The 22,285-nt window shown below is 72.1% G+C and carries 26 protein-coding genes; 19 read left to right on the top strand and 7 right to left on the bottom strand.

Features of this window, described 5'->3' with window-relative positions:
• Positions 1-32: 32 nt before the first annotated feature.
• A complete protein-coding gene (locus JOD95_RS07600) occupies positions 33-1,238 on the bottom strand; it encodes a histidine kinase (protein ID WP_066651791.1) in 1,206 nt (401 codons plus the stop codon).
• Entirely contained in the window at positions 1,231-1,857 is a 627-nt protein-coding gene (locus JOD95_RS07595; RefSeq protein WP_200884149.1) for a response regulator transcription factor, read from the bottom strand. Before JOD95_RS07595 ends, JOD95_RS07600 begins: the two co-directional genes overlap by 8 nt.
• A 131-nt stretch (positions 1,858-1,988) precedes the next feature.
• Between JOD95_RS07595 and JOD95_RS07590 the strand changes: the two genes are divergently transcribed.
• On the top strand, positions 1,989-2,723 hold the full coding sequence (locus tag JOD95_RS07590) for a GntR family transcriptional regulator (protein WP_066651794.1): 735 nt from the start codon (positions 1,989-1,991) through the stop codon (positions 2,721-2,723).
• 121 nt (positions 2,724-2,844) lie between these two features.
• Here the strand turns inward: JOD95_RS07590 and JOD95_RS07585 are convergent, their stop codons facing one another.
• Both JOD95_RS07585 and JOD95_RS07580 read right to left on the bottom strand, forming a co-directional pair.
• The gene (locus JOD95_RS07585; protein WP_209684238.1) at positions 2,845-3,297 is read right to left on the bottom strand and encodes a PTS glucose transporter subunit IIA; all 453 of its coding nucleotides are present in this window, start codon (positions 3,295-3,297) and stop codon (positions 2,845-2,847) included.
• Positions 3,294-3,551 carry a PTS transporter subunit EIIB gene (locus JOD95_RS07580; protein ID WP_268746776.1) on the bottom strand — a complete coding sequence of 86 codons (258 nt, stop codon included), beginning with the start codon at positions 3,549-3,551 and terminating at the stop codon, positions 3,294-3,296. Before JOD95_RS07580 ends, JOD95_RS07585 begins: the two co-directional genes overlap by 4 nt.
• 161 nt (positions 3,552-3,712) lie before the next feature.
• Between JOD95_RS07580 and JOD95_RS07575 the strand changes: the two genes are divergently transcribed.
• From JOD95_RS07575 to JOD95_RS16670, 12 genes are all read left to right on the top strand, one after another.
• Complete coding sequence (locus JOD95_RS07575; RefSeq protein WP_209684237.1) at positions 3,713-4,978, top strand: PTS transporter subunit EIIC; 1,266 nt, start codon at positions 3,713-3,715, stop codon at positions 4,976-4,978.
• A 113-nt stretch (positions 4,979-5,091) separates the two neighbouring features.
• Entirely contained in the window at positions 5,092-6,006 is a 915-nt protein-coding gene (locus JOD95_RS07570) for a metal ABC transporter solute-binding protein, Zn/Mn family (protein ID WP_209684236.1), read from the top strand.
• A gap of 56 nt (positions 6,007-6,062) precedes the next feature.
• On the top strand, positions 6,063-6,893 hold the full coding sequence (locus JOD95_RS07565; protein ID WP_271826745.1) for a metal ABC transporter ATP-binding protein: 831 nt from the start codon (positions 6,063-6,065) through the stop codon (positions 6,891-6,893).
• On the top strand, positions 6,893-7,837 hold the full coding sequence (locus JOD95_RS07560; RefSeq protein WP_066651805.1) for a metal ABC transporter permease: 945 nt from the start codon (positions 6,893-6,895) through the stop codon (positions 7,835-7,837). The genes JOD95_RS07565 and JOD95_RS07560 overlap by 1 nt, the downstream gene beginning before the upstream one ends.
• Positions 7,834-8,247: a Fur family transcriptional regulator gene (locus JOD95_RS07555; RefSeq protein WP_081984565.1), complete on the top strand. Its 414-nt coding sequence runs from the start codon at positions 7,834-7,836 to the stop codon at positions 8,245-8,247. Before JOD95_RS07560 ends, JOD95_RS07555 begins: the two co-directional genes overlap by 4 nt.
• 10 nt (positions 8,248-8,257) lie before the next feature.
• Positions 8,258-8,953, top strand: a complete 696-nt coding sequence (locus JOD95_RS07550; protein WP_209684232.1) for an alpha/beta fold hydrolase — start codon at positions 8,258-8,260, stop codon at positions 8,951-8,953.
• 467 nt (positions 8,954-9,420) lie between these two features.
• Positions 9,421-9,657: a 50S ribosomal protein L28 gene (gene rpmB / locus JOD95_RS07545; RefSeq protein ID WP_022903747.1), complete on the top strand. Its 237-nt coding sequence runs from the start codon at positions 9,421-9,423 to the stop codon at positions 9,655-9,657.
• On the top strand, positions 9,657-9,827 hold the full coding sequence (gene rpmG / locus JOD95_RS07540) for a 50S ribosomal protein L33 (RefSeq protein ID WP_022908193.1): 171 nt from the start codon (positions 9,657-9,659) through the stop codon (positions 9,825-9,827). Before rpmB ends, rpmG begins: the two co-directional genes overlap by 1 nt.
• Positions 9,828-9,829: 2 nt before the next feature.
• The gene (rpsN, locus tag JOD95_RS07535; RefSeq protein ID WP_022903745.1) at positions 9,830-10,135 is read left to right on the top strand and encodes a 30S ribosomal protein S14; all 306 of its coding nucleotides are present in this window, start codon (positions 9,830-9,832) and stop codon (positions 10,133-10,135) included.
• A 291-nt stretch (positions 10,136-10,426) separates the two neighbouring features.
• A complete protein-coding gene (locus JOD95_RS07530) occupies positions 10,427-10,714 on the top strand; it encodes an HU family DNA-binding protein (RefSeq protein WP_058727660.1) in 288 nt (95 codons plus the stop codon).
• 177 nt (positions 10,715-10,891) lie between these two features.
• Complete coding sequence (locus tag JOD95_RS07525; RefSeq protein ID WP_209684230.1) at positions 10,892-12,856, top strand: cytochrome c oxidase assembly protein; 1,965 nt, start codon at positions 10,892-10,894, stop codon at positions 12,854-12,856.
• A complete protein-coding gene (locus JOD95_RS16670) occupies positions 12,853-14,160 on the top strand; it encodes an ATP-dependent RecD-like DNA helicase (RefSeq protein WP_209684228.1) in 1,308 nt (435 codons plus the stop codon). The genes JOD95_RS07525 and JOD95_RS16670 overlap by 4 nt, the downstream gene beginning before the upstream one ends.
• A gap of 270 nt (positions 14,161-14,430) precedes the next feature.
• On the opposite strand, the gene JOD95_RS07515 is transcribed toward JOD95_RS16670, so the two are convergent.
• A complete protein-coding gene (locus JOD95_RS07515; protein WP_209684226.1) occupies positions 14,431-14,880 on the bottom strand; it encodes a DUF4383 domain-containing protein in 450 nt (149 codons plus the stop codon).
• A 238-nt stretch (positions 14,881-15,118) separates the two neighbouring features.
• Between JOD95_RS07515 and JOD95_RS07510 the strand changes: the two genes are divergently transcribed.
• Positions 15,119-16,015, top strand: coding sequence for a phosphatase PAP2 family protein (locus JOD95_RS07510; RefSeq protein WP_209684224.1), 897 nt, complete (start codon positions 15,119-15,121; stop codon positions 16,013-16,015).
• Between the two features lie 245 nt (positions 16,016-16,260).
• On the top strand, positions 16,261-17,400 hold the full coding sequence (locus JOD95_RS07505) for a CE1758 family FMN-dependent luciferase-like monooxygenase (RefSeq protein WP_209684223.1): 1,140 nt from the start codon (positions 16,261-16,263) through the stop codon (positions 17,398-17,400).
• A gap of 94 nt (positions 17,401-17,494) precedes the next feature.
• Here the strand turns inward: JOD95_RS07505 and JOD95_RS07500 are convergent, their stop codons facing one another.
• Both JOD95_RS07500 and JOD95_RS07495 read right to left on the bottom strand, forming a co-directional pair.
• Positions 17,495-17,875, bottom strand: a complete 381-nt coding sequence (locus JOD95_RS07500; protein ID WP_209684221.1) for a multidrug efflux SMR transporter — start codon at positions 17,873-17,875, stop codon at positions 17,495-17,497.
• A gap of 1 nt (position 17,876) precedes the next feature.
• Positions 17,877-18,191 carry a multidrug efflux SMR transporter gene (locus JOD95_RS07495; RefSeq protein WP_209684219.1) on the bottom strand — a complete coding sequence of 105 codons (315 nt, stop codon included), beginning with the start codon at positions 18,189-18,191 and terminating at the stop codon, positions 17,877-17,879.
• Positions 18,192-18,285: 94 nt separating this feature from the next.
• Here JOD95_RS07495 and JOD95_RS16665 point away from each other — a divergent pair, with 94 nt between their 5' ends.
• The 4 genes from JOD95_RS16665 to JOD95_RS07475 are packed head-to-tail and all read left to right on the top strand — an operon-like array spanning position 18,286 to position 22,269.
• A complete protein-coding gene (locus tag JOD95_RS16665) occupies positions 18,286-18,864 on the top strand; it encodes a TetR/AcrR family transcriptional regulator (protein ID WP_251159929.1) in 579 nt (192 codons plus the stop codon).
• Between the two features lie 57 nt (positions 18,865-18,921).
• A complete protein-coding gene (locus JOD95_RS07485; protein ID WP_066651825.1) occupies positions 18,922-19,935 on the top strand; it encodes a permease in 1,014 nt (337 codons plus the stop codon).
• Positions 19,922-20,845 carry a TIGR03943 family protein gene (locus JOD95_RS07480; RefSeq protein ID WP_209684215.1) on the top strand — a complete coding sequence of 308 codons (924 nt, stop codon included), beginning with the start codon at positions 19,922-19,924 and terminating at the stop codon, positions 20,843-20,845. Before JOD95_RS07485 ends, JOD95_RS07480 begins: the two co-directional genes overlap by 14 nt.
• Positions 20,845-22,269: a hypothetical protein gene (locus tag JOD95_RS07475; protein WP_066651827.1), complete on the top strand. Its 1,425-nt coding sequence runs from the start codon at positions 20,845-20,847 to the stop codon at positions 22,267-22,269. Before JOD95_RS07480 ends, JOD95_RS07475 begins: the two co-directional genes overlap by 1 nt.
• Positions 22,270-22,285 lie beyond the last annotated feature (16 nt).

The raw sequence follows: 22,285 nt of genomic DNA, 5'->3' as shown, positions 1-22,285 counted from the left end.
CACCCGTCGTCCGCCGCTCGCTCGCCCGGCCGTCAGGGGGTGGGGACGCTCGGTCGGTGCTCGACGGGCAGGCGCAGGTGCAGCGCGAACCCGTCGCCGGGCTGCGGTCCCGAGTCGAGGCGGCCGCCGAGGAGCGACGCGCGTTCGCCGAGCCCGATGAGCCCCAGGCCGGACCCGGGCAGTTCGAGCCGGTCGGCACGTGCGGGCCCGTTCACGAGGTCGACGAGCACCTGGTCGCCGTGCAGCCGACCGCTGATCCGGACCACGGCGCCGGGGGCGTGCTTCCGGACGTTCGTCAGGCCCTCCTGCACGAAGCGGTAGACCGCGCGCTGCACGGGCAGGGGCAGGGTCTCGGGCAGGTCGACGGCCGCGTCGGTCTCGAGCCCGCTCGCGGCGACGAGCCGGGGCAGGTCGGCGAGCACGGGCTGCGGGGCGATCTCCCGGTCGGTGCCGCCGGACGCCCGGAGCACCTGGACCATCTCGCGCAGCTCCTGCAGGGTCACGACGCACAGCTGCCGGATCGTCCGCGCGAACGCCCGCTCCTGCTCGTCGCGCCCGGCCATCTGCACGCCGCCGGCCTGCACCGCGATGAGGGTCACCTGGTGCGAGACGACGTCGTGCATCTCGCGCGCGAGCAGGGCGCGTTCGCGGGAGAGGGCGACCTCGGCCGCGCGACGCCGTTCCTCGGCGCGGGAGGCCCCGAGCTCGGCGATGCGGTCGACCAGGTCCGCGCGGGTCCGCACGAGCAGGCCGATCGAGAGCGGGCCGAGCGCGAAGATGAGCGCGTACACGATCGACACCACGATCTCGTCGAGCTGCTGCGGTGGGCCGACGACGAAGCCGCTGAACCCGACGAACTGCACGACGGCGGCGAGGAGCATGAGCCACCGGCGGTCCGTCCGCTCACCGAGCGTGAAGAGGGCGATGCTCGCCGCGACGACGCCGGAGCCGATGAAGAGCCCGGGCATGGTGAGCGCGAAGGCCAGGACGGGGAGCCGCCGGCGGAGGACGAGCGCACCCGCCGCGACGAGCGACAGGGTGATCTCGGTCGTCGTGGCGCCCGCGATGTCGAGCACGGCGTCGACGACGGCGGCCGCGAGGAAGAGCGCGTCGACCAGCCACCACGGGGCCGGGTGGGCGCGCGCACGACGCAGGCCGACGTCGACGAGTGCGTCGAGCCTCCCGTCCGTCCGCGCCAGCAGCCGTCGGACGCGACCGGACGGAGCGGGCTCAGCCATCGAGCAGCCCGGCCTCCGCCGCGCGCAGCGCGAGCTGGACACGCGTGGTGACGCCGAACGCGGCGAGGAGGGCGCGGACGTCCTCCTTCACGGTGCCCGTGCTGACACCGATGCGCTGGCCGATCTCGGGGTTGCTGGCACCCTCGGCGACGAGCCGCACCACGGCGTGCTCGCGGTCGGAGAGCTCCGGCGCCGGCGTCGACGGCCGGTGCGCGAACAGGCGGGTGCGGTCCACGCCCGGTGCCAGGACGATGCCGCCGCGGGCGAGCGCCCGGACGTACTCGGCGAGCGACTCCGGGTCGGTGTCCTTGAGCAGGAACCCGGCGGCGCCGGACTCCATCGCCCGGGTGACCACCTGCGTGTCGGTGTCGAACGTGGTGAGCATCGCCACGGCGGGCGGCTCGGGCAGCTGCCGGAGTGCAGCGAGCACCTCGAGCCCGTTCACCCGGGGCATGCGCACGTCGAGCAGGACCACGTCGGGGGCGTGCCGGCGCACGGTCTCGACCGCGTCGACGTCACCGCTCGTGGCGACGACGTCGATGTCCGCCGCTGCGCCGAGGATGAGTTCGAAGCCGTACCGGACGAGCGTCTCGTCGTCCACGATCACCACCGAGGTCACGGGCGTCATCTTGTCACGGCGTTGGCTTCTCGCATCCTGATCGCTACTGTGAGGACAACTGGTCATGTCCGCACAGGACCAGCTGGGCGAGGACCGCCCGGAGTCGACGAGCACCGGAGCACGAGGACCGCATGACGAGCCGCATCACCGAGGGGGCCGAGCCGAAGCACCAGCAGCTGCGGCGGATCCTGCTCGACCTCGCGACCGCCCGACTCGCGCCCGGCGCGGCGATCCCCTCGGAGCGGCAGCTCATCGCCGAGTACGGGGTGTCCCGGATCACGGTGCGCGAGGCCCTCGGACAGCTCGTCAACGAGGGCTACCTGGAGCGCGTGCGCGGCAAGGGCACCTTCGTGGCGCACCGTCCCGTGCAGTCGACACTGCACCTGGCGTCCTTCACCGAGGAGATGCGTGCGCTCGGCCACGTCCCGACGACCGTCGTGCTGGTGCGCGAGGAGCGGGTCCCGCCGGCCGACACCGCGGCCGCGCTGCGCCTCGACGAGGGCGACACGGCCCACCACCTGAAGCGCCTGCGGATGGCGGACGGCGCACCGGTGTCCGTCGACGACGCCTGGCTCTCGGCGACGGCGTACCCGGGCCTGCTCGACCAGGACCTGTCCGGGTCGGTGTACTCGCTCGCGGCGGACACGTACGGCGTGCCGATCGACCGGGCGCAGCAGACGGTGGCGGCGAAGCCCGCGGCCGACGACGTCGCGACGCTGCTCGGGACCAGGACCGGGGCACCCCTGCTCGAGTTCGACCGGGTGTCGTACTCGGGGGACCGGCCCGTCGAGCACGCCCGGTCCTGGTACCGGTCCGACCGCTACCGGGTGCAGATGGAGGTCACCGCCCGACGGCCGGGGGCGTAGCGCGCGCTGCCGCCCGCCCGCCCCCGCGGCCGGAGCCGAGCCTCGGCTCCGCGGACAGGTTCGCGGTCGTGCTCCCGCGAAGACGTCCGCGGGGCCGAGACTCGGCGGGGTTCCCCCGCGGTCAGACCGTGTAGAGCGTGGCGCCCTCGGGCACCGTGGTGCCGACCGAGCGCTGCTCGACCGAGTCCGGCGCACTGCCGAGCACCACGACCGGGCAGACCGGGGAGTAGCCGGCGGCCTCGATCACGCTCGGGGTGAACCGCACGACCGGGTCCCCGGCGTGCACGGTGTCACCCTCGGCCGCGAGCAGTTCGAAGCCCTCGCCCCGCAGCTGCACGGTGTCGATGCCGACGTGCACCAGGACGTCCGTCCCGGCGGAGCCCTGCAGGGCGAAGGCGTGCGGGTGGAGCTTGACGATCGTGCCGTCCACCGGGGCGACCGCGGTCACCGGACCCGCGACACCCGTCGGGTCGACGGCGACCCCCGCACCGACCAGCTGCCCGGCGAACACCGGGTCGGGCACGTCGGCGAGTGCGACGACCGGGCCCGCGAACGGGGTCCGGACCGCGGTCACAGTTCGTCCTGGATGTCCTGCGCGAGGTTGTCCGCGATCGGACCGACGATGACCTGCCACCCGGTGCCGCCGCCGACGACGGCCTGCGCGCCCGCTGCCTGCAGGGCGGCCTTGTCCACGAGGTCGCCGTCCTCGACCTCGACGCGGAGGCGCGTGATGCAGCCCTCGACCTCGTCGATGTTGTCCGCGCCACCCAGTGCGGCGATGATGTCGGCTGCCTTGATGTCGGCCATCGTTTCCTCCTCGTTGCGGATTCCGTGCCGGGTTGACACGCATCTGGTCACCGGTTCAGACTACGGAACTGGTCATGACCGGACAGGACCGGACCCGGCGGTACCGCCGAGGCTACCCGGGGTCCTCGCATGACTCAACTCACCCCTGCGCCCAGCTCCACCCGATGACGAGAGGAACGCCGATGAGCACCGCTGCTGCAACGGACGTGCCGGACAAGAAGACCCCGAAGAAGCAGTCCAGGCTGTTCGCGAACGCCCAGCGCCTCGGTCGGAGCCTGCTCCTGCCGATCGCGGTCATGCCGGCCGCGGGCATCCTGCTCCGCCTGGGGCAGTCCGACATGCTCGGCGCCATCCCCGGCTTCGAGCAGGGAGCCTCGATCGTCGCTGCGGCCGGCAACGGCGTCTTCACCTGGCTGCCGCTGCTCTTCGCGGTGGGCATCGCCATCGGCTGGGCGAAGAAGTCGGACGGGACCACGGCGCTCGCCGCGGTCGTCGGCTACATGGTCATGTACGAGGTCTGGAAGGCCATGTCGCCGATCGTCCTCGCGGGGGTGGAGGACGCGAACGGCGAGCAGGCCACCATCAACTTCGGTGTCCTCGGCGGCATCGTGATGGGACTCGTCGCGGCCGTGCTCTGGCAGCGGTTCCACCGCACGAAGATGCCGGACTTCCTCGGCTTCTTCTCCGGCCGCCGTCTCGTCCCGATCCTGACGGCCGTCGCCGGTCTCGTCATCGCGGTGCTCATGTCGTTCGTGTACCGCTACTTCGACATCGCGCTGACCGCAGCGGGCCAGGCCGTCGCGGACAACGCGGTCATCGGTGGTGGCGTCTTCGGCTTCGTCAACCGCATGCTCATCCCGATCGGCCTGCACCAGCTGCTCAACTTCTTCCCGTGGTTCCAGCTCGGCAGCTTCACGGCGGACGGCGTGACCTACCACGGCGACATCGCGCGGTTCCTGGCCGGCGACCCGACCGCGGGCATCTTCCAGACCGGCTTCTTCCCGATCATGATGTTCGCGCTGCCCGCCGGTGCGCTCGCGATCTGGCGGAACGCCAAGCCGCAGAACCGCAAGGTCGTCGGCGGCATCATGATCTCGGCCGCGCTCACGTCGTTCGTGACGGGCATCACCGAGCCGCTCGAGTACTCGTTCATGTTCGTGGCGTTCCCGCTCTACGTCATCCACGCGGTCCTCACCGGGACCTCGCTGGCGCTGGTCAACGCGCTCGGGATCCGGGACGGGTTCTCGTTCTCGGCCGGAGCGATCGACTACGTGCTGAACTTCGGCAAGGCCGACGGGGCGATCTGGCTCATCCCGATCGGTCTGGCGTACGCGGTCGTCTACTACTTCCTGTTCTCGTTCGTGATCAGGAAGTGGAACCTGCGGACACCGGGCCGTGAGGACGACACGATCGCCGAGAACACGATCGACGCGGCCACCAAGCCCTGATCGCTCGCTGATCCTGCTCCGGACGGGAGGCGCGGTACCGGCGGGCACCGCGCCTTCCGTCCGTCGCTCGGCTGATTTTGACAACCGTTATCAGCAAGCCGTACGCTCGCACCATGCAGAACCGTCGCCTCCTCGCCCTGCCGCTCGTCGCCGGCGCCGCAGCCCTCGCGCTGAGCGGCTGCGCCACGTCCTCCGCCTCCGGTGACGCCTCGGGTGACGGCACCGTCCGGATCGTCGCCTCGACGAACGTCTACGGGTCGATCGCGCAGGAGATCGGCGGCGACGACGTCGAGGTCACGAGCATCCTCGATGACCCGTCGCAGGACCCGCACTCGTTCGAGTCGAGCGCGAAGACGCAGCTCGCCGTGTCGAAGGCCGACCTGCTCATCGAGAACGGCGGCGGGTACGACGACTTCATGACCACCCTGGCGAAGGCCTCGAACACGACGGCCGACACGATCAACGTCGTGGAGCTCTCCGGACTCGACCAGGGCGGCGACGCGGAGTTCAACGAGCACGTGTTCTACGACTACCCGACGATGGTGAAGCTCGTGGCCGACCTCGAACAGCGCCTGACGAAGCTCGACTCCGCGCACGCCGACACCTTCGAGCGCAACGCGAAGACCCTCACCACGAAGCTCGACGACCTCGAGTCGCAGACCGCAGCGGCCAAGGAGGAGGTCGACGGCGAGAAGGTGTCGTACACCGAGCCCGTCCCCGGGTACCTCTTCGACGCGATGGGGCTCGACAACGTGACGCCCGAGGCCTTCGCCGAGGCCATCGAGGAGGGCGACGACGTCCCGCCGGCCGCGCTCAACGACACCCTCAAGCTGTTCACCGGCAAGCAGGTGCGGCTCCTCGCCGTGAACGAGCAGACCTCCAGCCCCGAGACCGAGCAGGTCCAGAAGGCCGCCGAGCAGGCGGACATCCCGGTCGTCGGTGTCACGGAGACGCTCCCGAAGGGGGAGGATTACGTCTCGTGGCAGCAGGCGAACATCGACGAGATCACGGGGGCGCTCGCGAAGTGACCGCGGTCCAGACCCCCTCGCGAACCGCTGCGGCCCCCGGCCGTGGCGGTTCCGCCGTGCTCGCCCTCCGTGACGCGGCGCTCTCGTACGGATCGCGGACCCTCTGGTCCCACCTCGACCTCGACCTGGCGCCGGGCGAGTTCGTCGCGGTGCTCGGGCCGAACGGCGCAGGCAAGACCTCGCTCCTGCGCACCGTGCTCGGCCAGCAGCGCCTGACGGGCGGGACGATGTCGTTCCTCGGGCAGCCCGTCCGTCGCGGGCACCGGAGGATCGGGTACATCCCGCAGCAGCGCCTCATGGAGTCCGGCACGCCCCTGCGCGCACGGGACATGATCGCCCAGGGGGTGACCGGCTCCCGGTGGGGTGTCCTGCCCGCCAGCCGGGCCGAGCGCGCTCGGGTCGACCGCATCCTCGACGAGGTCGGTGCGACCGCGTTCGCCGACGCCCCGGTGGCCGAGCTGTCCGGCGGTGAGCAGCAGCGCACCCGCGTCGGACAGGCCATCGCCGCGGACCCCGCACTGCTCCTCTGCGACGAGCCGCTCATCTCGCTCGACCTCCGCCACCAGCGGGGCGTCACCGAGCTCATCGACCGGCAGCGTCGGCAGCAGGACGCCGCCGTGCTCTTCGTCACCCATGACGTCAACCCGATCCTCGACGTCGTCGACCGGGTCCTCTACATCGCCGGCGGGCGCTTCCGCATCGGCGCCCCCGACGAGGTCCTGCGTGCCGACGTGCTGAGCGACCTGTACGGCACCCCGGTCGACGTCGTCCGCACCATGGGACGGATCGTCATCGTCGGCGCGAACGAGGCCCACGACCAGACCGGGGCGCACCACCACTGCGACGCCGACCCGCACGCCACCACCCCGGACGAAGGACGCATCTGATGGACGTGCTGTCGACCGTCTTCTCGTTCCAGGACTACGGCGAGCTCCTGGTCCTCGTCCAGAACTCGATCTGGGCCGGCGCCGTGCTCGGCATCGTCGGCGGGCTCATCGGCCCGTTCGTCGTCGCGCGGAACATGCCGTTCGCGGTGCACGGCATCTCGGAACTGTCCTTCGCCGGGGCCAGCGCCGCCCTGCTGTTCGGCGTCAACGTGGTCACCGGGTCGCTCGTCGGCTCCGTCGTCGCGGCGCTGCTCATCGGGCTGCTCGGCTCGCGGGCCCGCGACCGCAACTCGATCATCGCCGTGCTCATGCCGTTCGGTCTCGGGCTCGGCATCCTCTGCCTCGCGCTGTACAAGGGCCGGGCGGCGAACAAGTTCGGGCTGCTGACCGGGCAGATCGTCTCGGTCGACAACCCGCAGCTGACCTCGCTGGTCGTCGTCTCCGCGATCGTCGTCGTGACGCTCCTGGTGATCTGGCGCCCGCTGATGTTCTCGTCGGTCGATCCCGACGTCGCGGCCGCTGCCGGGGTGCCCGTGCGGACCCTCGCGATCGTGTTCATGCTCGCGCTCGGGCTCGCGACCGCGGTGTCGGTGCAGATCGTCGGCGCGCTGCTGGTGCTCTCGCTGCTCGTCACCCCCGCTGCCGCCGCGCTCCGCCTGACCTCGCACCCCGTGGTCGTCCCGGTGCTCTCGACGGTGTTCGCGGTCGTGTCGGTCGTCGGTGGCATCCTGCTCGCACTCGGCGGCGGACTGCCGATCAGCCCCTACGTCACGACGATCTCGTTCGTGATCTGGGTCGTCTGCCGGATCGTCGGCAGCCGCAGGGACAGACGCGGACGCGACCGCATCGCGGACCGTGAGCAGACCGACGGAGGCGTGCCGCGCCTCCCGACCGGGACCGACGCGTCGACCGACGCGACCCGCAGGGAAGGAGTCACCGCGTGAACGCCGTGCAGAAGCCGAAGCGGAACACCTGGCAGCGGGAGGCCGTGCGCAGCGCGCTCTCCGGCACCGAGGGGTTCGTCAGTGCGCAGGCACTCCACCAGCACCTCCGGGACGGTGGTTCCACGATCGGGCTGGCGACCGTGTACCGGGCGCTCGCCGACCTGGCGACCGAGGGCGACGCCGACTCGCTGCAGCAGGACGGTGAGTCGCTGTACCGCGCGTGCACGACCGACGCGCACCACCACCACCTGATCTGCCGGAACTGCGGCCGCACGGTCGAGATCGAGGCGGACCCGGTCGAACGGTGGGCGCAGGAGGTCGCAGCGGCGAACGGCTTCACGAACGCCAGCCACGTCGTCGACATCTTCGGCGAGTGCGCGGTCTGCACCGCGGCGCGCACCGGCGAGTAGCCTGCCGCGCATGCACGTCATCCTGGTGCCCGGGTTCTGGCTCGACGCGAGCGCGTGGGACGAGGTGGCGCCCGTGCTGCAGGAGGCCGGACACTCCGTCCAGGCGATCACGCGGACGGGCGACACGCTCGACGAGCAGGTCGCCGGGATCGTGGCGGTCCTCGACGCCGTGGCCACGCCGGACGAGCCCGTCGCGCTCGCCGGGCACTCGGGTGCGGGTCCGATGGTGCTCATGGCCGCCGATCGACGACCGTCGCTCGTGGCGCACCTGCTCTACGTCGACACGTTCCCCGGGCCGGACGGCGCCGTCGTCAACGACGAGCTGCCCGTGGTCGACGGGGTCGTACCGCTGCCGTCGTGGGACGTCTGGGAGCCCGCGACCGTGCGTGACGTGACGCCCGCGGTGCGGGAGGACCTCGAGCGCCGGGCGGTCCCGGAGCCCGCGGCCGTGGCGTCCGACCCCTTCCACTACACCGACCCCGCGCGGCACGCGATCCCCGCGACGGTGGTGTCGTGCGAGGTCCCGGCGACGGACCTCGCGGCGATGGTGGCGGAGCACCACGCGTGGACGACGGAGCTCGTCGCCGTCGAGGACCTGACGATCGTGGGCCTCGAGACCGGGCACTGGCCGATGTTCACGGCTCCGCGGGAGCTCGGCGCGCTGCTGGTGCAGGCGCTGGCGCCGCGGCCGACCGCGGGACCGTAGGCCGCGGGTGCGTCCGGGCCTCCTGGCCGTCCTCGTCGCACGACTTGCCGCGCGCATCCGTCCTGGTCGCACGACATGCCGTCTGCCGAGCCGCCCGACGGCAGGTCATGCGACCGGGAGTGCCGAGACAGGCCGGACCGGAACCGGCGTGACGGGGCCGAGCCGCGCCTCCAGGCCGGTACCGGTGCGACCCGGACGGGAGGCCCGGCTTGCGACACGCGCGGCCGTCCCGTAACGTTGACCCCTGGTCCGCCGCGTCCGCGTGGCAGACCCAGTTGTTCCAAGCCCTCCGACCGTCGCGTACGCCGCGGTCGCGCGGTGTCTGCGGGTCCTTCGACAGGGTCAGCGGGCCTGGGCGGCGCGCACAACCCCCTCGCTGCGGTCACCTCACGGTGACGAGCGCGTGCGTGCCAGGCAAGTGACCTTGGGAGCGGCCGTCCGGTCGCTCGGTACCTCAGGAGGAAACCATGGCAGCAGTGTGCCAGGTGACCGGAGCCACCCCCGGCTTCGGACACAACATCTCGCACTCGCACCGCCGGACGAAGCGTCGCTTCGACCCGAACGTGCAGAAGAAGACGTACTACGTGCCCTCGCTTCGTCGTAACGTCACGCTCACGCTCAGCGCTAAGGGCATCAAGGTGATCGACGCACGCGGCATCGAGTCCGTCGTCAAGGATCTCCTCGCCCGTGGGGAGAAGATCTGATGGCCAAGAAGGGTCAGGACGTCCGTCCGATCATCAAGCTCCGCTCCACCGCGGGGACCGGGTTCACCTACGTGACCAAGAAGAACCGTCGCAACAACCCGGACCGCCTCGTGCTCAAGAAGTACGACCCGGTGATCCGCAAGCACGTCGACTTCCGTGAGGAGCGCTAAGCATGGCGAAGAAGAGCAAGATCGCGAAGAACAACCAGCGCGCCGAGGTCATCGCGCGCTACGCCGAGCGTCGTCTCGAGCTGAAGAAGGCCCTCGTGGACCCGAACGGCACCGACGAGTCGCGTGAGGCCGCCCGCGTCGGCCTGCAGAAGCTCCCGCGCGACGCGTCGCCGGTCCGCTACCGCAACCGCGACGCCATCGACGGTCGCCCCCGTGGCCACCTCGGTGAGTACGGCATCAGCCGTGTCCGCTTCCGCGACATGGCCCACCGTGGCGAGCTGCCGGGCATCACGAAGAGCTCCTGGTAAGCACCAGCACCACCGAACGCCCCGTCCCTGCAGAGGGACGGGGCGTTCGTCGTTCCCGGCCCGAGCGGGGTACACGGTCGCCACATCCGTCACTCGGACCCCTCCAGACCCTCCACAACCCCGGAAATCCGGGCGAGTCGGTCGTCCGGACCCCGCTCGGCTGGTAGGTTCGCTGACGGTTCCGCCGGGCGTGCTCGTCCGCGGGGCCACCACGTCCAGGGCACCCCGCTCCGGGCGGGCGGGCGTCCCGGACGTCCCACCGACACTGCAAGAAGTCCGAGGAGGACATCCATGGCTGACAAGTCACTGAACCGCACCGAGCTCGTCGCTGCCGTCGCGCAGGAGTCCGGCCAGAGCCAGGCCACCGTCAACGGCGTCGTCGACGCGCTGTTCAGCGTCGTCTCGTCGTCGGTCGCCGACGGCACCAAGGTCACGATCCCGGGCTGGATCGCCTTCGAGAAGACCCACCGCGCCGCGCGCACCGGCCGCAACCCGCAGACGGGTGACGCCATCGAGATCGCCGCGAGCGACTCGGTCAAGGTCAGCGCCGGCTCGAAGCTCAAGGCTGCCGTCAAGTAGGACCGCTCAGCACCACCGGGAAGGGACGGCTCCGGCCGTCCCTTCCGTCGTTCCCGGGCGGCTCCCGTGTCCGCGGTGTCCCGGCCTGTCCTGCACGGCCTGGAGGCGCGGCGCACCGCCCACAGGTCGACCCACCCGGCGTGCCGTGGTCGGTCGGGCACCGCCTAGGCTTGTCGGGTGGACCGGATCGCACGCATCGCCGGCCCCGCCGTGCTGCTGCTCGTCGGGTTCGTCTCCCTCCTCGTCGCCCTCGTGATCGGCGGCGGGGCGGATCGCGCACTCATCGCCGACCCGGGCGCGGTCGTGCGCTTCGGGCTGCCGATCGCCCGGCTCGTCGTCGACCTGTCCGCGGCAGCGACCATCGGCGGGCTCGCGCTCACCGTCGTCGGACTCTCCCGCACCCGCCCCGAGTGGAACCGCGCGATCGACGTCGCCGCCGGTGCCGCCGGGGTCTGGACCGTCGCCGCCGCCGCCACGACCTTCTTCACGTTCCTGTCCGTCGCCGGGTCGGCCCTCAGCCTCGACGAGCAGTTCGGCCAGTCGATGGGGGTCTTCCTCACCGGCACCGACCTCGGCACCGCGTGGCTGGTCTCCGTGCTCATCGCCGCCGCCGTGACGGTGCTCTGCTTCGCCGTCCGCGGGCGGGGCATGGTCGCGCTCACCGCCGGCGTCGCGATGGTCGGGCTCGTGCCGCTCGCGCAGCAGGGGCACGCCGCGGGCACCGCGAGCCACGACTCGGCGGTGACCGCGCTCGGACTGCACCTGGTCGGCGCGGCCCTGTGGGTCGGTGGCCTGCTGCTCGTCGTGCTCCTGCGGAACGTGCTGCCCGGTGACCGGTTGCCGCTCGTCGTCGCGCGGTACTCGAGCATCGCGCTCGGCTGCTTCGTGCTCGTCGCGGTGTCGGGGACGGCGTCGGCGATCATCCGGATCGGCTCCCCGGCGAACCTCGCCAGCCCGTACGGCGTGCTCGTGCTCGTGAAGACCGCCGCGCTCGTCGGCATCGGCGTGCTCGGCGCGGTGCAACGTCGTCGTGCGATCCGGTCGCTCTCCGACGCCCCGGAGCGCCGCGGTGCGTTCTGGACCCTCGTGCTCGTCGAACTCGCCGTGATGGGCATCGCGAGCGGGTTCGCCGCAGCGCTCGGACGGACCGCGACGCCGGCCGGCGAGGTCGCCCTCAGCAAGACGACGAACCCGACCCCGGCCGAGCTGCTGACCGACGACCCGCTCCCCGCGGCGCCGGGGTCGTGGGGTTGGCTCACCGCCTGGAACATCGACCTGTTCTGGCTGCTGGCCGCCGTGCTCGCCGCTGCCGCGTACACCGCCGGCGTGGTCCGACTGCGGCGTCGTGGTGTCTCCTGGCCGGTGCGCCGCTCCGTCGCCGCCGCGATCGCGGTCGTCACGCTGGTCCTGGCGACGTCGGGGTCGCTGCACACCTACGACCGCTTCCTGGTGTCCGCCAACGTCGGCGCGCACGTGCTGCTCGGCCTGGTCGTCCCCGCACTCCTCTGGGCGGCCGCTCCCGTGCAGCTCATCCGGTCCGCCGTGCACCCGCGCGACGACGGCTCGACGGGCGTCCGCGAGTGGACGGGCCTGCTCGTCGACAACGGCGTGGTGCGGTACCTGGCGCAGCCGTTCCCGTCCTTCGTGCTCCTGGCCGCGGTCTGGTGGGGGCTCTACGCCACCCAGGTCCTGCGCTGGTCGGTGAGCGACCCGTCCGGCCGCACCCTGGTCGACGTCGGGCTGCTGCTCGTCGGGCTGTCCGCCGTGCCAACGCTCCTCACCCCGGTGGCCGCTGGTGCCCGGGCGGCGAGCACCGGCGCGGCGCTCGTGCGGATCGCGGGCGCGGTCGTCGTGGCGGCGGGCACCGTCTCGCTCGGCATCGCGATGCAGGGGCCCCTCGGCCTGCTCCAGGCGTCGTGGTTCGGCGCGATGGGCCGCGAGTGGGGCCCGACCCCGATCGACGACCAGGCCCGGGCCGGAGTCGTGCTCGTCGTCGCGGGGATCGCGCTGCTCGTGACGGTCGTCGTCGTCACGGTGCTCCGACTGCGCGGCGACCGACCCGCGCCCGACCGTGCGCCCGCCCCCGGGTCGGCGAGCGTGGCACCGGATCCGGCGCCGGCGTCCGGGACGGCCGAGCGGTGAGCGTCGAGCTCAGCGCCGAACAGCGGGCGGTGTTCGAGTACATCGAGCACACCCGCGACCACGTCTTCATCACCGGACGCGCGGGCACGGGCAAGTCGACGCTCCTCAACCACCTGTCGTGGAACACCGAGAAGCAGGTCGTCATCTGCGCGCCGACCGGCGTCGCCGCGCTCAACGTCGGCGGGCAGACGATCCACTCGCTGTTCCGGCTGCCGATCGGGCTCATCGCCGACGCCGAGCTCCGTCAGGGGCCGGAGACGCGGAAGCTCCTCAACACGATCGACACCCTGGTCATCGACGAGGTCTCGATGGTGAACGCCGACCTGCTCGACGCGATGGACCGGTCGCTCCGCAAGGCCCGCGGACGGCAGTTCGAGGCGTTCGGCGGCGTGCAGGTCGTCATGTTCGGCGACCCGTACCAGCTGCCGCCGGTCCCGGGCGACGGCGACGAGCGGGCGTACTTCACGGACCACTACCGGTCGATGTGGTTCTTCGACGCGAAGGTCTGGCTCGAGGCCGAGCTGCACATCGTCGAGCTCGCGACCGTGCACCGGCAGCGTGACGACGCCTTCGCGGCGATGCTCACCGCGGTGCGGCACGGTCGGGTCACGGCCGACATCGCCGGACAGCTCAACACGGCCGGAGCCCGGCCGGCGCCCGACGACGCCATCACCCTGGCGACCCGGAACGACACGGTCGCGCGGATCAACAAGGCGGCCCTCGACCGGCTGCCGGGCACGGTGAAGACCGCCAGGGCCGACGTCAACGGTGACTTCGGCGGGCGGAACTTCCCGGCGGACGAGGCGCTCGAGCTGAAGCCCGGCGCGCACGTCATGTTCCTCCGCAACGACCCCGACCAGCGCTGGGTGAACGGCACGCTCGGCGTCGTGACCACCATCCGGGACACCGTGTGGGTCGACGTCGACGGGGAGTCCTTCGAGGTCCAGCCGTCCGTGTGGGAGAAGTTCAAGTACTCCTACGACCCGGACAAGAAGGAACTGAAGAAGGACACCGTGGGGGAGTTCCAGCAGTTCCCCCTGCGCCTGGCCTGGGCCGTGACGATCCACAAGTCCCAGGGCTCGACGTACGACCGCGCCGTGGTCGACCTCGGCAACCGGGTCTTCAGCGCCGGGCAGACGTACGTGGCGCTGTCGCGGCTGACCTCGCTCGAGGGGCTCTACCTGACCCGTCCGCTGCGGCCGCAGGACATCATCGTGGACCTCGACGTCCGACGCTTCATGTCCGAGGCGCCGCGGGTCGTGGCGACCGAGCTCGAGGCAGCGCCCGACCCCGACGGCGACTGACGCACCGGCCCCTCCGCCCCCCGGTGTCGGACGCCCGCCGATCGGGCCAGATCCGTCACGGTCGTCACCCGCCGATCGGGCCGGATCCGTCACGGTCGGCGGGAGTCGTCGACGAGTCCTGCCCGCTCGGCGGACGACCCTGGCGTGTCCTGCCCGCTCGGTGGAGCACCCGTGGTGGGTCCTGCCCGCTCGGCGAGCCGGCCGAGCCCCGACGACGACGCCCCGCCCACCAGCCGGTGGACGGGGCGCCGAGGACGTACGACGGACGCGTCAGGCGCGCTGAGCCGCCCGGATCGCACGGACGTTCTCGCGGTCCGCACCGAAGGCGGTGAGGAGCAGGACGACGCCGATGATCGCGTGGAACAGGTTGTCCGCGAAGGTCAGCGCGAAGACGTTCGCCGGGGTGCCACCGAGCGCGAAGCCGTACACCGCCATGACGACGAGCACGACGCCGACCAGACGGTTGCCGTTCCGCGCACCGATGGTGGTGCCGAGGCTCGTGATGAGCAGCACGACGGCGAGCAGGATCCAGAGCAGGCACATCGCCGGGTTGACGCCGAAGGCATTCCAGAGCATCCCGCCCTCGCGGCTGAAGAAGCCCGGGTCGCCGTCGGCGGCGAAGAAGAAGCCGAGGAAGCCCCAGAGCGCCAGGAGCGATCCCACCGTCAGTGCGAGGCCCCGGTTCGGCGACGCCGTGATGCTGGGTTCCTTGATGGCCACTTCGGTCTCCTCCTGGTACAGGGTGGTCGCACCGGACGGACCGGCGGCGGGAGCCGGAGCACCTGCCCGCGGTGCACGGGTGGTGCGGCCGTCGGATCCTGAGGTGGCTGACCCCTGGTTCACAGGCGCGGACCGGCGGACCAACGGTATCGTGTCGGACCCCGACCGTCCGAATCGCACGCGCGGCACCAGCCGGACGAGGAGACCGATGATCGCCACACCGAGGAGGACCACGCCGGTGACCCGCACGCCCGAACGCACCGCGCCCGAGTCGCGCGGACCGTTGGTCTCGCGGCGCTTGCGGTGGGGGCTGCTGGCGGCTCTGGGGTTCGTGATCGTGCCTCTCGTCTACGCCGTCGCCGTGCTGACGCCGGTCGGGCAGCGGGTCGAGGACGCCGCGCTCGGCGGGGTCCGGGAGTCCGACCTGTTCGGGTCGGACACTGCACTGAACGTCATCTCGGTGCCGGTCATCCTGTTGCTGGTGGTCGTGATCGCCGCCGTCGCGTTCGCCCGGCGCCGGCTCGCGGTCGGACTCGGAGCGGGCGTCGTGGTGCTCGCGTCGGCAGCCACCTCGACTCTCGTGAAGCGTATCGCCGAGCGCCCGGAGATCGCCCAGTCGGAGACGCCCAACTCGTACCCTTCCGGACACGCGACGATCGCGCTCGCGGCACTGTTCGCCGTGCTCCTCGTGACGCCCCGGCGCTGGCGACCGGTGGTGACGATCGTGGGGGCTGCCTACGCCGTGTTCGTGGCGAACCAGACGGTCGTGTACGGCTGGCACCGGGTGAGCGACATCGTCGGGGCCTGCGCGATCGCCCTGTTCTGGCTCGGGCTCGTCCGTGCCGTCGGACCGCGGGTCGACCGCGGGGGGCGCGGGGACCGGGACGGGCGTCGGGGCCCCCGTCGCCTGGTGACCGCGTTGCTCCTGGTCGCGACGGGCGTCGGTCTGCTCGTCGGGGTGGTCGCCGTGGTCGCGGGCCTGGCCGGGGTCGCCGACCTGCACGACGCGGTCCTGGTCGCGGGCCGCATGGCGTCGAGCGTGAGCGTGCTGGCGGTCGTCACGGTCGTGTGGCTCGCGGACGGGCTCCACCACGCCGCGCAGACGGACGAACGCGCCCTGCCGCCCCGCCGCTGAGCTGCAGTCCAGGCGGACTGGCCCCCCCCGAACGAGCGGACGCCTCGACGACCGGGAGGCGTCGCCGCTGAACGCCTCCAGGCACACCCGGCGCCAGGCGCCTCCGGACGCACCCGCCGCTGCGCGCCTCCGGACGCACTCGGCGCTGGCGGGAATGCCCGGGGCTGCGGTACGTTGTACCCGGCAAGTCGATGCAAACGCATCGAATCAGCAGCACCAGCAGCCAGCACCAGGAGGCGGGCACCATGCAGTTCGGGATCTTCACCGTCAGCGACGTCACGACGGACCCCACGACCGGCACCACGCCGGACGACACCCAGCGCGTCCGGGACATCCTGACGATCGCCGAGCACGCGGACCAGGCCGGCCTCGACGTCTTCGCCACCGGCGAGCACCACAACCCGCCGTTCGTCGCCTCGAGCCCGACGACGATGCTCGGCTACCTGGCCGGTCGGACGGAACACATCACCCTGTCCACGAGCACGACCCTCGTCACCACGAACGACCCGGTCCGCATCGCCGAGGAGTACGCGATGCTCCAGGTGATCAGCGACGGCCGCATGGACCTCATGATGGGCCGCGGCAACACCGGTCCGGTCTACCCGTGGTTCGGGCAGGACATCCGTCAGGGCGTGAACCTGGCCATCGAGAACTACGCGCTCATCCGCCAGCTGTGGGAGAACGACGTCGTGAACTGGCAGGGGAAGTTCCGCACCCCGCTGCAGGGCTTCACGTCGACCCCGCGTCCGCTCGACGGGGTCGCGCCCTTCGTGTGGCACGGCTCGATCCGCACGCCGGAGATCGCCGAGCAGGCCGCGTACTACGGCGACGGCTTCCTGCACAACAACATCTTCTGGCCGATCCAGCACACCGAGCAGATGGTCGGTCTGTACCGCCAGCGCTTCGAGCACTACGGGCACGGCACGGCCGACCAGGCGATCGTCGGCCTCGGCGGGCAGTTCTTCGCCCGGAAGAACTCGCAGGACGCCTGGGACGAGTTCCGCCCCTACTTCGACAACGCCCCGGTGTACGGCCACGGCCCGTCGATGGAGGACTTCACCGCCCAGACCCCGCTCACCGTCGGCTCACCGCAGCAGGTCATCGACCGGTACGCCACGATGAAGGACCACGTCGGGCACTACCAGCGCCAGATGTTCCTCATCGACCACGCCGGGCTGCCGCTCAAGACGGTGCTCGAGCAGATCGACATCCTGGCCGAGGACATCGTCCCCGAGCTCCGGAGGATCAACGAGGCGGACCGTCCGGCGCACGTGCCGTCCGACCCGCCCTCGCACGCCGACCGCGTGGCCGCGGCGCTCGCTGCGGGGACCGCGACGAGCGACCACGTCGCGGCCGAGGACGAGTGGACGGGTGCGTCCGTCTGATCACGTGACCCCCTGACGGCCGGGAGGCGCGGTGCCGGCTGGCACCGCGCCTCCCGTCCGTCGCCACGGGCGTTCCGACCCATCGCACTCTCTCCTACGCGCGGGGCGACTGCTGCGGAGCGGTGCTGGTCCCGGGCTCCGGGGCCGGCGCCACCGGGCGGGCCGGCACCAGCTTGAGGCCGACGACGCACCCGACGATGCCGGCGATGAAGAGCAGGCGCAGGAACGTGACGGGCTCGGCGCCGGTCGCCATGCCCCACAGGACGGTGAGGGCCGCGCCGGTGCCCGTCCACACCGCGTAGGCGGTGCTGATCGGGATGTGCTGCAGCACGTACCCGAACGCGACCAGGCTCACGACGATCGTGACCGCGAAGAGGGCGGTCGGGCCGGGGACGGTGAAGCCGTCGCTGGCGCCGAGGGCCGTGGCCCAGACGGTCTCGAGCGCCGCGCTGACGAACAGGACGAGCCACGCCACGTCAGCTCACCACCTTGAGGCCGACCACGCAGGCGACCAGGCCGAGGACGAGGGCGACACGGGCGACGGAAGCGGCCTCCTGGCGGCGGAGGATCGCGACCACGACCGTCAGCGACGCCCCGATGCCGACCCACACGGCGTAGGCCGTGCCGACCGGGATCGCCTTCATGGCGAACGCGAGGCCCACCATGCTGAGCACCATGCCGGCCACGAACACGACCGTCGGCACCACCTTCCTGAACCCGTTCGACGCGCTCAGCGCGGTGGCCCACACCGCTTCGAGCACACCGGACAGGACGAGCACGACCCATGCCATGGCGGTCTCCCTTCCTCGTCGCGAGTCGCACGACTGTGCGACTCCTGCCGGACCGACGCTAGCACGAGTCGTACGAGCGTGCGACGATGTGCTGGTGACCACCCGCGAGGACCTCGAACAGCGCCGTCTCGACGTGTCCGACGCCGCATGCCGCGTCCTCGCCCGTGACGGACTGGGCGCCCTGAGCGTCCGCGGCGTCGCCGCCGAGGCCGGGCTGCCGCCGAGCACCGTGCGCTACGTGTTCCCGACGCAGGCGGCGATGCGCGAGCACACCATCACGCTCGTGTTCGACCGGACCCGTGAACGGATCGACGCGATCCCCGAGGGGCTGCCCGACCGCGAGACCGCACGCCGGATCCTGCTCGAGCTGCTGCCGCTGGACGACGAGCGGGTGGTCGAGCTCGACGTGTACCTGGCGCTCGGCAACGCCGCGCTCACCGACGCTGCGCTCCGACCGGCCCTGGACCGGGTGGTCGCCGAGATGCGCACGTGGTGCGACCGGATCGTCGCACTCGTCGGGGTGCCGGAGGACCAGCGGGCCGACGAGGCGTGCCGACTCCACGCGCTCGTCGACGGTCTCGCGGTGCACGTCACACGCCTCGCCCCGGGGGAGTCCGCCGAGTGGGCGGTCGACCTGCTCGACCGACACCTGGCCGGCCTGCCCTCCGACTGACAACCGTCCCCGCGCGGCTCGGAGGGAGCCGGCGCGCTCCTCGCCTATCCTGTCCCGGTGACGAGCGCTCCCACTCGCCCCGCCCCCACCCGCACGCTCACCGGCCCCGGCCTGGTGCTCGGCGCCGTCGTGGTGCTGCTCGGCGTGCGCGTGGTGTCGCCGAGCGTGGGCACGGCCGGGCTGCCCGACGTCGTGCAGGACTTCCTGACGCTCGCCATCAGCGTCGTCGTCGAGTCGCTGCCGTTCGTCGTGCTCGGCATCGTGCTCTCGATCGTCGTCGAGGTCTGGGTGCCCGCCGGCGTGCTCGAGCGGATCCTGCCCGAGCGGCCGCTGCCCCGACGGGCGGTCATCTCGCTCATCGGGATGCTCTTCCCGGTGTGCGAGTGCGGGAACGTGCCGCTCGCCCGGGGGCTCATGATGCGCGGGTTCACCCCGGCCGAGGCCGTCACGTTCCTGGTCGCCGCGCCGATCCTCAACCCGCTCGTGATCATCAGCACCGCGCAGGCGTTCGGGTGGTCCGGGTGGATCCTCGTCGTCCGCATCGTCGGGGGGTTCGTGCTGGCGAACCTGGTCGGGTGGATCGTCGCCGCGCACCGTCGCCCGGCCGAGCTGCTCCTGCCCGCGTTCGAGGCCCGGTGCCGTGCCGCCGTCGGGGCGCCGCGCTCCCGCAACCGCTGGCGCGAGAGCGCGTCGCAGTTCGGCGGCGAGACCGCGACGATGATGCCCGCGCTCTTCGTCGGTGCCGGGCTCGCGGCCGCGATCCAGGTCGCGGTACCCCGGTCGACGCTCGTCGCGGTGGGGGCGAACCCGGTGCTGTCGGTCGCCGCGATGATGCTCCTGGCGATGACGATCTCGCTCTGCTCGAACGTCGACGCGTTCTTCGCGCTGTCGTTCGCCTCGACGTTCCTGCCGGGGTCGATCACGGCGTTCCTGCTCATCGGGCCGATCATCGACGTCAAGATGATCGCCCTGCTCCGGACGACGTTCCGCGCGCGCTTCCTGGTGCTGCTCGCCGTCGTCTGCGTCCTGTTCACCGCGGCGGTCGGGTTGGTGATGAATGTCCTCGTCTGAGAAGGCTCCCGCGTACCTCGGGCTCGGGTCGGTGCTCGCGGTGGCGCTTTGCACGCTGTGGCTCGCCCTGGTCGGACACCTCGACCTGTACATCAACCCGCGGTACGACCTGTTCACGATCATCCTCGCCGCGGTCGCCGTACCGGCCTCGGTGGCGGGGCTCGTCGCCGTGGCGCGCGGGCACGGGCACGCCCACGACGACGAGCAGGACCACGCGCACGTCGCCCACGCCGACGAGCACGACCACACGCACGTCACCCACGCCGACGGTGGCGACCACGCGCACGGTGGCGGCCACGCGCGCACGCCCGACGACGGGACCGCCTACGAGCACGGCTCCGACGCCGCCCGGGCGGTCCGCCGCCGCGCTCCCGGAGCCGCACGGGTCACCCGCGGTGTCCTCGGCGGCGTCGCGGCCGCTGCCACCGTCGGGGTCACGGTCGCCATGCTCGTGCTCCCACCGACCACCCTGTCCGCCCGCACCGCCCAGCAGCGGAGCGTCGACACCCCGACCCTGTCGAACGCCACCGGCACGCAGGACGTCGCCCTGCTGGGCAGCGAGGGCGTCGACACCTCGGAGTACGGCGTGAAGGACTGGGCGGCGCTCATCCGTCAGACCACGGACACGAGCGCGCTGGTCGGCAAGCCGGTCGAGCTCTCCGGCTTCGTCGTCCCGGGCGCGGACGGGTCCTTCACGCTGACGCGCTTCGTGATCAGCTGCTGCGCCGTCGACGCCCAACCGGTCGGCCTCGGTGTGGTCGTCGACGGCCCCGTGCCCGACGCCGACCAGTGGGTGCGCGTCACGGGCAAGCTCGCGGCGAACCCGGACCAGTCCGCCGACGCACGGATCGTCATCCGTGCCGCCGAGGTCCGCGAAATCGACCAGCCGACGGACCCCTACGAGTACTGATGCGCACGAGCACCGACACCGACGACACCGCACCGCTCCGCCGCCGCCCGCGCGACCGGTTCCGTCGCCGACTGGTGGCGTCGATCACGGTGTTCGTGCTCGTCGGCGCCGTCGCCGCGGTCGTCGGCTCGCAGCAGGGCCCCCGGCTCCGTGACGTCACCTACGACGCCACCGGTCTCGTGTCCCGGCCGGCGCAGCGCGTCATCCTCACCGCGAACCAGGCCCTGCAGCAGGTGCCGGCCGACGCCGTCACCGTGACCCCGTCGGCCCCGCACACCGTCACCTCGAGCGGCAACACGATCGCGGTCGAGTTCGCCGGGCCGCTCGCCTACGACCGCACGTACGAGATCGCCGTGCGTGACGTCCGCGCCCCGGGGCAGCCCGCCGCGTCCGAGCTCCGCACGACGATCACGACGGGCAGCACCGACGTGCTCGCCCTCGTGCCCGCTCCGTCCGGCGGGAAGGACCGGATCGTCCGGCGCTCCCTCGACGCCGGCGGCGCCACCACGGTCTTCGAGGCCGCGGGCATCACCGAGTACGCGCGCCTCGGCCGCTCGCTCGTGGTCGTCCGCGGTGCCGACGGTCGCTCGTCGGTCGAGATCGTGCCCCTGGCCGGAGGCGTGCAGGACGACAGCACCCCCGTCGAGCGGCTGACGCTCCCGACCGCGGCGGGCCGGGTGACCGCGCTGCACGTCGCCGACGACGGGGCGTCCTTCGGGTTCGAGTACGCCGACACGTCGACCGGCCAGTCGCGGGACGTCGGGCTGTACGTGGTCGACATGACCGGCACGCACCTGCCGACGGCGATCGCGGCCGACGGGAAGCCGACCGCCGGTGCCGAACCGATGACCGTCGGGCAGTGGGCGTACGTGCCCCGCACCGAGAGCGCCCTGGTGCGGACCGGCTCCGACGACCTGGTGCTCGTCGACATGAGCGGGCGGAACGACCCGGTCCGGCTCGGCAGCGCGACGTACCTGCACGGCTACGTCGGCAGCGGCACCACGGCGGTCGTCGAGACCGGCACGGGGATCGTGCGGCTCGACCTGACCGACGGGCAGCGCCAGGACCTGCCGGCACCGCAGGGCAGCACCGATGCGCCGTACCTCGGTCGGATCGCCCCGCTCACGGACGACACGTACGTGCGCGTGGTGGGCGAGGTGCGGGCCGACGGCACCCTCGCCCAGCGGATCGTGCGCGTGGACGGGAGCCGTGCCTCCCGGCTGCCCGTGACGGTGCCGGAGGACGCGAGCGTCACCGCGGTCTGCCCGTCCCCGAACAGTCAGTTCCTCGCGGTCACCACGCGGTCCGCGTCGGGGGACCTGGTCAGCGTCGTGGACGCCTCCTCCGGCGCCCTCGAGGCGAGCGTGCAGGCGTCGTCGGTCGACTGGTGCGGCGCGCTGCCGTCCGGTGACGAGGTCGGCTGAGCGGCGACGAGCGACG

It is taken from the genome of Curtobacterium sp. 1310, from assembly GCF_017834105.1.
Taxonomy (GTDB): Bacteria; Actinomycetota; Actinomycetes; order Actinomycetales; family Microbacteriaceae; genus Curtobacterium.
Note: the sequence above shows the minus strand (reverse complement) of the source record. Positions and strands in the feature narration are given on the sequence as shown.